Source organism: Pseudidiomarina sp. PP-1MA (genome assembly GCF_041200125.1).
GTDB lineage: Bacteria > Pseudomonadota > Gammaproteobacteria > Enterobacterales > Alteromonadaceae > Pseudidiomarina > Pseudidiomarina fusca.
Map to the genome: position 1 here is coordinate 2,121,539 of NZ_CP165718.1, position 13,687 is coordinate 2,135,225.

13 protein-coding genes and 1 tRNA gene are annotated in these 13,687 nt (G+C 44.0%); 2 read left to right on the forward strand and 12 right to left on the reverse strand.

Annotated elements, in window-relative coordinates:
• Positions 1 to 62: 62 nt before the first annotated feature.
• Entirely contained in the window at positions 63 to 1,409 is a 1,347-nt protein-coding gene (locus AB8S08_RS10045; protein WP_369742653.1) for a sodium-dependent transporter, read from the reverse strand.
• Positions 1,410 to 2,138: 729 nt separating this feature from the next.
• On the opposite strand from AB8S08_RS10045, the gene AB8S08_RS10050 reads away from it, so the two are divergent.
• The gene (locus tag AB8S08_RS10050) at positions 2,139 to 2,438 is read left to right on the forward strand and encodes a hypothetical protein (protein WP_110075841.1); all 300 of its coding nucleotides are present in this window, start codon (positions 2,139 to 2,141) and stop codon (positions 2,436 to 2,438) included.
• Between the two features lie 60 nt (positions 2,439 to 2,498).
• On the opposite strand, the gene AB8S08_RS10055 is transcribed toward AB8S08_RS10050, so the two are convergent.
• The 6 genes from AB8S08_RS10055 to AB8S08_RS10080 form a co-directional block, all read right to left on the reverse strand.
• A complete protein-coding gene (locus tag AB8S08_RS10055; protein ID WP_110075842.1) occupies positions 2,499 to 2,891 on the reverse strand; it encodes a hypothetical protein in 393 nt (130 codons plus the stop codon).
• Positions 2,888 to 3,553: an RHS repeat-associated core domain-containing protein gene (locus tag AB8S08_RS10060; RefSeq protein WP_369742654.1), complete on the reverse strand. Its 666-nt coding sequence runs from the start codon at positions 3,551 to 3,553 to the stop codon at positions 2,888 to 2,890. The genes AB8S08_RS10055 and AB8S08_RS10060 overlap by 4 nt, the downstream gene beginning before the upstream one ends.
• Positions 3,554 to 3,709: 156 nt before the next feature.
• A complete protein-coding gene (locus AB8S08_RS10065) occupies positions 3,710 to 4,192 on the reverse strand; it encodes a hypothetical protein (protein ID WP_369742655.1) in 483 nt (160 codons plus the stop codon).
• Positions 4,185 to 5,546 (reverse strand): RHS repeat domain-containing protein, encoded by a 1,362-nt coding sequence (locus AB8S08_RS10070; RefSeq protein WP_369742656.1) that lies wholly within the window; start codon positions 5,544 to 5,546, stop codon positions 4,185 to 4,187. The genes AB8S08_RS10065 and AB8S08_RS10070 overlap by 8 nt, the downstream gene beginning before the upstream one ends.
• 14 nt (positions 5,547 to 5,560) lie before the next feature.
• Positions 5,561 to 5,902, reverse strand: a complete 342-nt coding sequence (locus AB8S08_RS10075; RefSeq protein WP_369742657.1) for a hypothetical protein — start codon at positions 5,900 to 5,902, stop codon at positions 5,561 to 5,563.
• Between the two features lie 601 nt (positions 5,903 to 6,503).
• The gene (locus tag AB8S08_RS10080) at positions 6,504 to 7,847 is read right to left on the reverse strand and encodes an RHS repeat domain-containing protein (RefSeq protein WP_369742658.1); all 1,344 of its coding nucleotides are present in this window, start codon (positions 7,845 to 7,847) and stop codon (positions 6,504 to 6,506) included.
• Between the two features lie 31 nt (positions 7,848 to 7,878).
• Here AB8S08_RS10080 and AB8S08_RS10085 point away from each other — a divergent pair, with 31 nt between their 5' ends.
• The gene (locus AB8S08_RS10085) at positions 7,879 to 7,983 is read left to right on the forward strand and encodes a hypothetical protein (protein ID WP_258306606.1); all 105 of its coding nucleotides are present in this window, start codon (positions 7,879 to 7,881) and stop codon (positions 7,981 to 7,983) included.
• Between the two features lie 251 nt (positions 7,984 to 8,234).
• On the opposite strand, the gene AB8S08_RS10090 is transcribed toward AB8S08_RS10085, so the two are convergent.
• The 5 genes from AB8S08_RS10090 to dnaG all read right to left on the reverse strand — a co-directional run bounded on the left by AB8S08_RS10090 (position 8,235) and on the right by dnaG (position 13,614).
• Positions 8,235 to 8,310, reverse strand: a tRNA-Ile gene (locus tag AB8S08_RS10090).
• Positions 8,311 to 8,402: 92 nt separating this feature from the next.
• Complete coding sequence (locus tag AB8S08_RS10095) at positions 8,403 to 9,197, reverse strand: amidohydrolase (protein WP_369742659.1); 795 nt, start codon at positions 9,195 to 9,197, stop codon at positions 8,403 to 8,405.
• Between the two features lie 119 nt (positions 9,198 to 9,316).
• Complete coding sequence (gene rpoD / locus AB8S08_RS10100) at positions 9,317 to 11,158, reverse strand: RNA polymerase sigma factor RpoD (protein WP_110075844.1); 1,842 nt, start codon at positions 11,156 to 11,158, stop codon at positions 9,317 to 9,319.
• 157 nt (positions 11,159 to 11,315) lie between these two features.
• Positions 11,316 to 11,708 carry a DUF3192 domain-containing protein gene (locus tag AB8S08_RS10105; RefSeq protein WP_110075845.1) on the reverse strand — a complete coding sequence of 131 codons (393 nt, stop codon included), beginning with the start codon at positions 11,706 to 11,708 and terminating at the stop codon, positions 11,316 to 11,318.
• 154 nt (positions 11,709 to 11,862) lie between these two features.
• A complete protein-coding gene (dnaG, locus tag AB8S08_RS10110; protein WP_369742660.1) occupies positions 11,863 to 13,614 on the reverse strand; it encodes a DNA primase in 1,752 nt (583 codons plus the stop codon).
• Positions 13,615 to 13,687 lie beyond the last annotated feature (73 nt).

Sequence of the window (13,687 nt, forward strand, 5' to 3'; positions counted from 1 at the left end):
CCTTAACCTATTTAGATTAAGGGCCTTGTTAACTCATATAGAGCTATCGCTTAGCTGCTAAGCTAAGAAAAAATCAAGAAATAAGCCACAGCTGCAATGAGTACCGGCGACAGTATACCGGCAACAAAGCGGAATAATTTAATACACCAATTCGGGCATTCTTTTTCTAACTCAGCTCGAATAACCGGCCAAATACGCCAGCCAACAAACACTGCAGCTAACATACCACCTAAAGGCATCAATAAATTCGATGCAATAAAATCCATTAAATCAAAAGGTGTTTTGCCAAACAGACTTAAGTTATCTGCTGCGCCACCAAAACTCAACGCCGCCGGCACTCCAAGTAAAATGAAATTAACGGCCGCAACCCACAAAGTGGCTTTCTTACGCGACACCTTGTATTCATCAATCAAAAACGCCACTACCGGCTCTAGAATAGAAATAGCTGAGGTGATTGCTGCAAATAACAACAATAAGAAGAAAATGATGGCAAGGAACTGCCCACCAGCCATCTGTGCAAATAATGCTGGCATAGTAATAAAAGTTAAGCCGGGGCCCGCAGCCGGGTCAACGTCAAAGGCGAAGACCGCCGGCAAAATCATCAAGCCCGCTAAAACCGATGCTAAGATAGCTAAAAAGGCAATCCACAGGCCTGAGTTGATCACCCGTGTTTCTCTATTTAAATAAGAGCCATAAGCTATCATTAAGCCAGCTCCTACCGATAATGAGAATACCGCCAAACCGAGGGCGTCTAACACCATCCGGATACTCAGTTTGCTCCAGTCAGGTGTAATTAAATAGAATAACCCGTCAATAGCGCCGGGCAATGTTAAACTGCGCACCACCAAAAACAACATCAATACAAACAACGTTGGCATCAATATCTTACAAATTCGTTCGATACCAGATTGTACCCCAGCAATAACAATACCAGCTGTAATAGATAGGAATAAGAAGGTATAAACTAGTGCAGGCAAAGGGTCGCCAATAAATTGTCCAAAGGCGGCTTCAAGTGCAGCCCCGTCAGTTGTCAGTACATCGCCTCGCACGGCTTCAAAAACGTAAGCAATGGTCCAACCACCGACTACTGAATAAAAGCCAAGAATCAAAAAGACACAGAGTACCGAGATCCACCCTGCTACATGCCAATAACCGCCGCCTAAAGCTCGATAGGCTGAGGTGGCTGATTTATTAGCGCGACGGCCAATCATCATCTCCGAGAGCATCATCACGGCACCCACGGTAAAGACGCAGGCCAAATAGACCAATAAGAACACCCCGCCACCATTTTGGCCGGCAATGTATGGAAACTTCCAAATGGCGCCTAGGCCCACCGCAGACCCCGCTGCAGCAAAGATAAATCCTATTTTTGATCCCCAAGATCCGCGGTTATCAGTCATTACCGACATAGCTATCAACTCTTTGTTATTGTATTTATTATGTGTATGGCAGTGCTTACTGCGCTTTATTGAGGCTACACTTTAGAGATTTTTTGCACGAATGAATAGACTTGTTTGATAGTTATCAAAGAAAAAAAGATGAGCAACGGCTAAGTGCTGTCAATAACCGTTAAAATCCTGTCGGGTGCGTAATCAATAGAGCGTTCCAGCTCATAGGTTAATTGCCTTCGCCTGAGCTTATTTTTTGTCGATATGAGCGAGCTAATAGCGGATCTTGATTTTGTTTACGGAATGAGGGATTCACACGATTTCCAGAGCAAGTCAGGATTACTCGCACTACTTGCGGCAACGGGTAACGGTATAAGACTTCAAACAGGAAAGGGCCAAGTATCTGTTTCCAACTCATCACGCTCTCTTCCCAAAGGCAATCTATCGAATTGGGCTTAATCGCTACTTATCACCGCCACTAACCATAGCAGACGTGGAACATTTCAGAATTTAAACGGAACGTACAAAAAAGTCTGGTGGCGTATGAAAAAAAGCCCAGACGGGACAAACGAGAAGCCTACTCACATGATTACGCTCATGAAAACGTTCACCTGAACTCTTCAAATGTTCCGGCAAAACTCATTGGCGCGTTCCGTCTCGCTCACAGAATGTTCCAAAAGCTCCGCATACCCACCGAGCAATATTTCCTTCTGCTATACTCAAGTATAAGTATAAAAAGAGACCTGAGTCATGCCTTACTGCCGCACCGAATTTAAGCTTGTGAAGCCAGAGCAGGTTAAAAACGTGCTGTCTACTTTCACGAGAGAATGCTTTGTCGGTGGCCGTGCAGCTTATCAGCTAGACGATGGCTCTTACTCCATTGATGCCGGGGAAAATGATATTCGGGCTATCTATGACCAAGAAAACACCGTCGTTAAATTTTTTTGCCGCTACCAACGGGATATGAACTTTTACGATAAGAAACTGATGGCTTTTGCCACCAAGCATGGCATTGACACCAAACCTTGCATCATTTCATCTGAATATTGATCTGCTACTTGTCTTGATGTGAGAAAAAAAGCTCCACGAGGGCGAAGCTTTGGATTTAAATTAATTGGAAATATTGTACCGTATTGATGTCCCACATCCTTCGCCATAATCTAATGACAAAAAAGTATGATTTGCCGTTTTTTCATCAATGTTAAACCAAGCCACTGCTTTGCTCTCTTCAACTGTGGCTCTTAACGGAATAGAAAAAACAGCATCGCCGTCGTCACTTATTTCCTTGTGCAAGATAACACTTTCTAGTCTTTCCCCCTCAATTTCACGGGGCGCATTTAAAACGACGGTTAGCAAAGCGTCATTCTTAGTAATTTCTATTTGAACAAGACTCTTGTACTTTTTGCTTTGTTCGAAAACAGACTTCTCACTAATTACACAATTTGTTGCATTGCAGCCGAAACTAATAAGGCTAACTAAAATTAAAAAAGTAAGCTTAATCATGGGAATACCTGACTCATAACGTGATCTGGATTTGTAACTTGTTTGTGTTTTGGTAGGTTTTTGTAGGACATTCTTTGACCAAAACTACCAAACCGATAAGGCACAAATCCGATATGTTTAGGGTGTGTTAATCCAGCATTGTGCAAAGATTCATGTCCAATTGTAAACTTGGTACTTTGATTGTTGCCAAAGTTAGCGTGACTTGTATTCATAGTAATGGTTTTGCCACCAATAACACCTGTTCCAGCTAAATTCCCTTTCATTGATTCTGCATTGGCAAAATGTCCACCTGTACCATTGTCATTTATAGCAGCTAATCCTTTATCCAAACTGGAAGCCATACTAGTCAAATCGCTAGCGGAATAGCCGTCACTTGTACTTTCGCCTTCTTGCAATCCTGCCGCTTGGCTTTTTAAAGACTCTGATGCGCTTGCCATTTTTTCTCCAAGCGCTTTTTGAGCACTATCGAATTTCTTCCATTTTTCATCCGTCCATCCAGACCTGCGTCCATATTTACCATCAGGGTCTACATATTTGTATGGATTATTGTTTACATATGTATAACGGCCAAATGAGTGAACGTTATCAGCTAAAAAACCAACCGGATCATTCGAATAAAAACGACCAATCACTGGATCATAATATCGTGCCTGCATATACATTAATCGGCACTACGAGCCATAGTACATTGTCAATAAAATATAACTGATACAGTAATTTAACAGTATAGCTGAGTCTTTGAAGTCCGCACGGCTGATGTCAAAAAACAAAGCCTCACCCTCGCGCGGCTTTGGATTCAAAATGGTTGATTAGCACAGTTAAGAGCAGCCTAATCTAGCTATCTCATTTGACCAAAATGCATCTTCAGTTAGACATGAGGGATCAAGCACTTTCAATTCTTCTTTAAGCTCTTGAACCAAACTAGTTTTGACTCTATTTTCGATAATAGAATCTTCGTCAATAACGATAGCCTTTTCCACCATGATTGCATAAGCCTGTAAAGCCTTTCTAAGCTTATAAGGTGAAGAATTTAAGAACTGTTTATCTGAGCCAACCAGAACTTTAAGTGACTTAAGATCGATGAAAATCTCTCTGTCGTCCCTATCTTCCCCAATCTTTAAAGTTTCTGATTCGGGAATGTAGTTATCGAAGTTAATGTTAGGAGCTGCCCAATCGGGAAGCCCTAGTTCACATAATGCTCTGATATCACTAATAGGCGCATTCACTTCAGTAAAGATATTTCTGTCCCATTTAATATAATCTGCATCTTCCCAATAATTTTTTTCTGTGTATTTAGTCATCTGTTTTTGGCTTTTCAGGCCAACCTTCTTTCTTTAAGAACTTTTTCTGTTTATTGTTTGGTTTAGGTACACCGTTTTTCTTATCATGAACTGTACCATCAACATTCATAGATGTTCCATCGTCAAAGTGAACGTGATCTTTTGAGTTTGGTATACTGTCTTCAGAAGAGTCAAATCTCTTTATACTTTTGTGTGCTTGACCTTTTTTAACTTTCTGTTGCAGCTTGTTGGCTTTTGTGACTCCTTTACAAGCCTTGCAAACAATTGCAGCCGCAGACATCGCTGCGCCAGTAAAGTCGCCGCTTTGGAAACTATTAACAGAGTCAACAGCATCGTTGTAGCCAGACGCTTCTGCTAAAGCGCCTGATACACCACCTTCTTGGTATCCATCATATGCGGCATATGCTACAGCGGCAATTGGTATTGCCGTAAATAAGAACTCACCATTGGGGTCAACATATTTGTACGGGTTGTTATTCACATACAAATACCGATTAAACGACATTACAGGATTAGATGGAGTCCAACCAACCGGATCATTCGAATAAAACCGCCCAACCACTGGATCATAGTATCGTGCCTGCATATAACTCAGGCCTAAGTCATTATCGTACTTATGGCCAGTGTATCCGATGTCGTCGTTTGGCGCTTCGTAAGTGTCACCAAAAGGTTGGTAATGCCGGCGACTCTCTACCCTTCCTGTGCTGTTGGTTCGTGCCACCGGGCTGCCCAACCTATCTGTATGGATAAAGGTGGTTGTTGCCTGGCGGTCTTCAGCGATAAGCCTATTGCCAAGGTAAATGTAGTTCGTTTGAACGCCGTTGTCTTCACTCAATAACAGCTGCCCCGACTGGCTGTAGAGATAGTAGCGGGTATCACCGTTGCCTGCCACCTTAACGCGGCGGTTGTGGCCGTCGTAGGTATAGCTCTTGCCAAGCGCTGCGGTCATCTGGTTGGCTAGGTTGTAACTCATCTCAACATGGCTGTTGTCGGTGATGTTGCCTCGTGTGTCATAATCAAAGGAGCCATAACTCTTTACCGCAGCACCTGAGCCGTTGACGCTGGTTAAGCGATTCAGTGCAGTGTTGTCCTTTTTGCTTAGATTATCGAAATGACACAGAATTCTGAACACTACCGGAATTAAAGTTCTTCTGCCGTTACCAACGAGATGTGAACTTTTACGATAAGAAACTGATGGCTTTTGCCACCAAGCGTGGCATTGATACGAAACCTTGCACCGCCTCATCTGAGTATTGAACAGAGACCACTTGCCTTGATGCGAGCAAAAAACAAAGCCCCGCGAGTGCGAGGCTTTGGGTTCAAATACAGTAGGGTTTTTGATGGGTGAGTGCATATTGAATTTTTAAATCAAAATACACTCTTACTATACCTTGTTCGTAAATCAATCATTCCTTCAGAGTAAAATATTGGCTTCATTTGACTAGATTCACTCACAAAAATACCCTCTTCAACTAGCACGCCAGTGACATCTGCAAATACTTTACATTTTAGTTCAAGCAACCCATGAGGCTCGCAAGAGATCCACATTCCTCCATCAGCACCACCTGACCAAATAGCGTTTTGAGGTACTTTATCGGGTTTTACAGGCGAATCATTTGCAACTAATGAATTAGAAACAATACCACGAGAAACAAATCCTATAACTAGACCAATACTTAACGCAAAGACCACAAGAAGATATTTTTTCATTGCTGTACTCCTTTAATCCAAGGCTTCATCTAATTTTCTAGATTCAATCCTGCCACTAACTCTGAATACCCCTCCAGAGAAGCTCATGAATGTTGCACCCTTTGCTCCTTGTAGTTCGCCAATATAAGAATTAGGTCTTGGGTCTGCCATCCAAGGAGTATCGATTCCGCCTTGTTCTAGAGCATCTTGGACGCTGGCGCTGCACCACATTGCCAGCCCTGCTGTTTAATACTGATCACTTCTACCGGAATGCACTGACATGTCTGCTGGTAGTTAAAGGATATCACCGTAAAGGTTATTCAAAACCTATCGGTAAAGGTAACCATTATCAATAAATAAACCGGAGGTAACATTACACTAAATCCACAAATAAATAAGTACCATCTTTTGAATGAAGTGCTGTATTCGCTGTATGAGACCTTGAGTGAAGCTAAGGCTATAAGAAGAGCCAGAATAATCGGCAACACAATTGCGGCTCCAAAATATCCAATAACATTAGCTACATCATCAACTAAATAGATAAGATTTAGACAAGATAACCAAATTATCAACAATATTATTGAACCTGGAAAAACCAATTTAGAGAATGCCATTTTAACTCCTAATTACCTTGACGAGGGCGGTCATCTGTTATCCGATTATGATTTAAATCAGGGTTGCCACCTGGAGCGTTAAAATCTTTGGGTATATTGCCCCCTGCACCATTAATCAAGTTTGTGGTACTTGTATGGCAATTACCTTCCGAGGGTAAAACCCTACCATCAAGTTTTGACAAAGCCGAATAGTCTAAACTTTCTCGCGTACTCATATACCTGCCCTGGCTTAAAACAGCTTCATCAAATTGTTCTGATGTCATCCCTTTAGGTGGTTCTATCACTACAAAATCATTGATTTTTCCGTTAGCAAGAGCGCCAACATCGACAGGATGGTTTTCAGCGAAAACATTTTTGCCATTAATATTAAGACTGCTAAAAATAACAGGTTCACTTTTGCCTGTAGAAACAATTGTCATAGTATGAGAGCCAAATCCTCCTACACCTTCCAGTTTTAGAGGGCGAGAAGCCACAACAACAACTCTCCCATCTGGATCAACATATTTATACGGGTTATTGTTGGCATACGCATAGCGGTTAAAACCATGAGTTCCATTCGTGCTACTTAGATGACTAAAAGCGTCCACCGGATCATTGCTATAAAACCGTCCGATAATTGGGTCATAATACCGCTGCTGCATATAACTCAGGCCTGAGTCATTATCGTACTTATGGCCAGTGTAGCCGATGTCATCGCTTGGCGCTTCGTAAGTGTCACCAAAAGGTTGGTAATGCCGGCGACTCTCTACCCTTCCTGTGCTGTTGGTTCGTGCCACCGGGCTGCCCAACCTATCTGTATGGATAAAGGTGGTTGTTGCCTGGCGGTCCTCAGCGATAAGCTTGCTACCAAGGTAAATGTAGTTCGTTTGAACGCCGTTATCTTCGCTCAATAACAGCTGCCCCGACTGGCTGTAGAGATAGTAGCGGGTATCACCATCGCCCGCCACCTTAACGCGGCGGTTGTGGCCGTCGTAGGTATAGCTCTTGCCAAGCGCTGCGGTCATCTGGTTGGCTAGGTTGTAACTCATCTCAACATGGCTGTTGTTGGTGATGTTGCCTCGTGTGTCGTAATCAAAGGAGCTATAACTCTTTGCCACAGCACCTGAGCCGTTGACGCTGGTTAAGCGATTCAGTGCAGTGTTGTAGTGATAATCAAGCGTGCGGTTGTGTGTGACCAATTGGGTGATGTTGCCCAGTGCATCATAGTCAACTGATGCATTACCCGCCTTACGGTTGCCCGACGTACCAATCAGTCGGTCAAGGTCGTTGTTATAGCGATAATAAACAGTGAGCGATTCACTGCGCCCCGGTTCGATTAAGGTCTCGCTTTCCAGCGTACTCGAAACAGCCAAAGCCAACGGCCTGATACCGGTAGATTACCTTATGGCTCTATTCAAGCAATTACCACTGATAAGCGATGGCGATGATCTTGACCACCTACTACCGTGGAATATCTCGTTAAGCATGAATACGGTGGCAACGGAGTAAAACAGGTTCACCTCAGCGACAATTATCTTGGCCGGTGAGGTTCGGGTATGAAAACTCCGCTGACACAGAATATTGAACACCCTCCTACTTGGCCTCCCGCCGCCGAATGAATGGACGCATTTGAGTTTGCAACGCTAAATCCACTATTCGTTAGCGCGGCCATGCACAAATGGTTACAGCACCATTGTGGTACGAAAGTAGTCTGGGCATTTGAAGTACGCGGATAACATGAGCCATAAAGGCTTTAAAAATGGTGGCCCCTCCCAGATTTGAACTGGGGACCAACCGATTATGAGTCGGCTGCTCTAACCACTGAGCTAAGGGGCCATACGAGACATGGTTGTTAACCTATGCGATTAACAAAGCGGGCGCAAGTATATGAAATTTCGACCCGCTTGTCATGACCCTTGCCGAGTTTTTTATAAGGTTAAATGGTAGAAATCAGCTGCGTTTTGAGCAAAGACTTTGTCGATAGCTTTCGTATCGCCTAGGGCTTCACACACAGTCTCAATATCGCGCACGTTAAATGGCCGTTCTGCTCGGGTTGAAGGCAAATCTGTACCAAACATTAAACTGTCTGGATTAACGCTATAAATAGCCTTAACAGCTTTGGCTACGTCTACTTCAGTGCGACCAAAACCACTCGCTTTAATCTTAACCCCATGCTCGGCGAGCTTTTGCACTTGCGACAAACCTGACCGAGCCATACCTAAATGGTCTATCGAGGCCTTCGGTAATTTGATCAATTTCGGCACCACTTCATCGAGTTCGCGGCTATCAACATACATTTCAAGATGCCAGCCAGCGAGATCCCATATCCTCTTACCAAAATCTACTAGATTATCTAAACCACTGACCACGCCACGTTTTAAATTAACACGGATACCGCGAATACGATGCTCACGCAGTTTCAAAATTTCGGCATCGGAGACTGAACTCGGTAAATTAGTGATACCCACAAAATTCGGTCCCATGACTGCTAAAGCGGCCTTCAAGTAACTCTGGTCAAAACCTTGCACCGAGCCAGAGACAATCACCCCACCTACGATGTTAAAATGCTTAGTACGATGCAGGTAGTCTTCAATCAAAAACTGCGATGGCAAAAAACCTTGATTCTCGATTAAAGGGAACGCGTCATTGTAGATATGAAAGTGCGCATCAACAATGCGTCCTGGTTGCTGGGTTACGGTTTTACTCTGATCTATATCGATCATGATTCATCCTTTTCAGCGAAGTTGCCGCTATTTTAGCAAATTTAGCTGCAAAAATAAAAAAAGCCCTAGAGCTAGCTCTAGAGCTTCTTATGACCGATATAAATCTCAGTCGTTCCGTGTTATTCGTCCAAGAAGGATTTCAACTGTTCTGAACGACTTGGGTGACGCAATTTACGAAGCGCCTTAGCTTCTATTTGACGAATCCTCTCACGAGTTACGTCAAACTGCTTACCTACCTCTTCCAAGGTATGATCGGTATTCATATCAATCCCAAATCGCATCCGTAGAACTTTCGCTTCGCGCTGAGTTAAACCACCTAGCACCTCACGAACGGCATTACGTAAGCTTTCTGAAGTAGCCGAGTCCACTGGTAAATCAAGGGTAGTATCCTCGATGAAATCACCTAAATGTGAATCTTCATCATCACCGATAGGAGTTTCCATTGAGATCGGCTCTTTCGCAATTTTCAGAACTTTGCGAATCTTATCCTCAGGCATCACCATACGTTCGGCAAGCTCTTCCGGACTTGGCTCACGCCCCATCTCTTGCAACATTTGACGTGAAATACGATTGAGTTTATTGATAGTCTCAATCATATGCACAGGAATACGGATGGTACGGGCTTGGTCAGCAATTGAACGAGTAATCGCCTGACGAATCCACCATGTAGCGTAAGTTGAGAACTTATAACCACGGCGATATTCAAACTTGTCAACGGCCTTCATCAAACCGATGTTCCCTTCCTGAATGAGATCAAGGAACTGCAAACCGCGGTTGGTGTATTTTTTCGCGATGGAAATAACCAAACGTAAGTTAGCTTCAACCATTTCCTTTTTAGCACGACGCGCTTTGGCTTCGCCAATCGACATGCGACGATTAATATCTTTTACTTTGGCAATAGTTAACCCAGTTTCAACTTCAACTTCGGCTAACTTATGAATACAACGTTCTACCTCTGGTTGTAGCTCTTGTAAGACGGCCGAGTAGGCCTCACCTTCTGCAATCGCTGCTGTTAACCAGCTGGTACTATTTTCATTACCGGCAAAAACCTTCATGAATGAGCGTTTTGGCATAGCCGCTTGCTCTACACACATCTTCATGATCAAGCGCTCTTGCACTCGCACTCGATGCATCATGTCACGCATGTCTTTAACTAAGCGATCAAACTGCTTAGGCACTAGGCGGAACTGCTTAAACAATTCACTTAAGGCTTCAATTTCAGTGCGGGCCTTGGCGTGCTCACGACCATGCTTGCTGATAGCAGTACGAGTTTTTTCGTACTGTTCACGTAATTCGGCAAACTTTTGACGAGCAAACTCAGGATCTATACCGCTATCAGAGCTATCGTCATCGCTATCGTCGTCTTCATCGGCATCATCATCATCGTCTTCAAGCTCGTCTTCGCTTAATTCTGAGCCGATGTGAGTAGCACTAACCGGCGCTGCATCCACTTCGTTAGGGTCGATAAAACCAGAGATAATATCGGTTAAGCGCATTTCTTCCGCTTCACACGAATCCCATTGCTCTAGCAAGAAGTTGATGGCTTCAGGATATTCTGCTACTGAGCACTGAACTTGGTTAATCCCATCTTCAATACGCTTAGCAATGTCAATCTCGCCTTCACGAGTTAACAGCTCAACGGTACCCATCTCACGCATGTACATACGTACGGGGTCAGTGGTGCGACCAAGCTCGCCGTCAACGCTTGCTAAAGCTTGCGCAGCAGCCTCTGCCGCATCTTCGTCGGCGGTATCTTCGCTCATCATCAATTCATCGGCATCAGGGGCACTTTCGAACACCTGAATACCCATATCATTGATCATGCCGATGATGTCTTCGATTTGATCCGAATCAACGATCTCAGAAGGAAGGTGATCATTCACTTCTGAAAAAGTGAGATACCCTTGCTCTTTGCCTTTGGCAATAAGAAGTCTGAGTTGTGATTGACGACTCTGCTGCATACAGATCTACCACCTGTTATTAAATAGAAAAGTAACCGGTCTTCACTTCGGCGACTTAATTAATGTATGACCACTACCTTAATTAAATAAGTGCGTGAGGTGTAAAATTCAAGACCGGAAATTGTAGCAGATACTGTCGTTTTGAGCCAGAAATTAATCAGTTGTTTGTGGGGATTTGTGCGACAGCGAGTTCCCCAGTGCCTATTAATTGGCCATCTTTAAATACCAGTGGAGTGCACTCATCGCGGGTGGTATTACCATCGGCATGAACCCGTTGAGTACGATAGTAAAGGACTCGATAGCGCTTACCATCACGAGTGACTAGATCTGAAAATTCCGGTACACCTAGCTCAGCTTCTACGGTAGCCACGCTGGTACTTTCTTGCAATGAAGCAATAATCTGGCGATTGCGCTGCTCTTTATCTGCAACTTCAGATGAGCTTTGCCGGTGCTCGGTTTCAGTCACGATAATACAACCACTTAAACCAAGGCTTAGTGCCGCGACAGTCATCAAAGCAACGACCTGCTTAGGTGCCACAAAAGATCTCATAACATCTCCTAGTAATCTGTTTTTTATTAATAAAGTGAGTAAGTCAAACTGACTTGATAACTAAAGCAAAGCTTGTGCCAACTCTAATAACATTTTGTTTTTCATCGTTTTTGTTTAAAATCAAGAGCCATGGAATAGGCTATTCCACCACTTATTAGCGTTTCCCACGATCCGAACGGTATTGCAATAACACCATGTACTCTTGCTTTTCTTCTTTGCTTAGCGGTGCTTGTTGCTCTTTGGCCAGTAACTCACTAGCACGCTGTTCCATATATTGATCAATAAAATAGAGAAAGGTATCAAAGAATTCTTGCGCAACGTGCTCTTCATCTAGGTGATGTTCCCAACTTGCTAATTGTCGCAATGCTTTTTCTTCGGGCTGATCGCGCCACAACTCGAGTAACTGCGCAGTAGTTAACTGTTGCTGCTGTGTCTGTTCATGCAGGGCTAATAACAATTCAATACCTGGTTGCTTTAATTCAATCAGCTCTTTATGCAAAGGAATCTCTCGCCCTAACTGCGGGTGCTGTACCAATAACCCGATAGCGCGCCGCATAGGCGTCATTTTAAGCTGCTCGGGGCGGCGGTGTTGGCTGGTAGGTGCTTTTATTTGTTGTTTAAGCTGCGAGGTTTCGCGGCGTAACAAACGTGCCAATCGATTAAGTAATTCTTCCCGATAAAATTCACTTGCTACTCTTTCTATCAACGGTGTTGCTTGCTTCAATAGCATTGATTTGCCGGCATCACTACTCACATCAATAGTTTCTGTGAGGTGACTAAAAAAGTAGTCTATGAAGCTCTGTGCTTGTTGCAAGCGTGCGCTAAATGCCTCCGCTCCCTCTTTACGCACAATAGTGTCGGGGTCTTCACCATCGGGTAAAAACAAAAAGTTTAACGCTAAGCCATCGTTTAATAATGGCAGTGCATTTTCTAGCGCCCGCCAAGCAGCATCTCGGCCAGCTCTATCACCGTCATAACAACAGGTGACTTGTGTGGTGGCACGAAATAACAGCTGTAACTGGTCTGCTGTTGTGGCCGTACCGAGGGATGCTACCGCGTAAGTGATTCCGGCTTGAGCCAAGGCAACCACATCCATATAACCCTCAACTATGACCACCTGAGCTAATTGTTTGTGCGCTTTCTTGGCTTCATAAAAGCCATAGAGTTCGCGTCCTTTATGAAAAATTCGTGTTTCTGGCGAGTTCAAATATTTCGGTCCGTCACCCGTGATGATCCGTCCACCAAAACCGACCACCCGACCACGACGATCGCGGATCGGAAACATAATGCGGTCCCGAAAAAAGTCGTAGTAGCGCTGGTTTTCATTACGATTCACTAATTTAAGATCAAATAGCTGCTGACGATCTTTGTGATTTTTCGCCAAACTGAGTAGTAGTCCATCCCAGCCATCAGGGGCATAACCGATCTGAAAGTCTTTCACCACAGCACCGCTTAAACCACGACCTTTCAAGTAGTCGATAACTTGGCTGCTCTTGGCATGATTACGTAACTGATGCGCAAAATACTTTGCCGCCTGTTCCATTTGCTGATAATCATCAGCGGCTTGCGCTCGTTGGCGGGCATCAGCTTGTGGATTAGCACTGGTTTCGCGAGGCACTTCAACCCCCATGATTCCAGCTAATTCTTCAACCGCTTCAGGAAACTCGAGACCATCAAATTTCATCAAAAAATCAATGGCATTACCGTGTTCACCACAGCCAAAACAGTGATAGAACTGTTTGTCTGGAGCCACCGTAAAACTGGGGCTTTTTTCACTATGAAAGGGACAACAGGCCTGGTAATTTCTACCAGCCCGCTTAAGTGGCACTCGGCTATCGACAATCTCGACAATATCAGCGCGATCCAATAGATCATGGATAAAGCTTTTGGGAATCAGACCAGCCATAAAGGTTCCATTTGGGCATCACCTAAAGCACAGCATAGTAGGTAAAAAGTACTGCACACCATTGCTGTGGAGG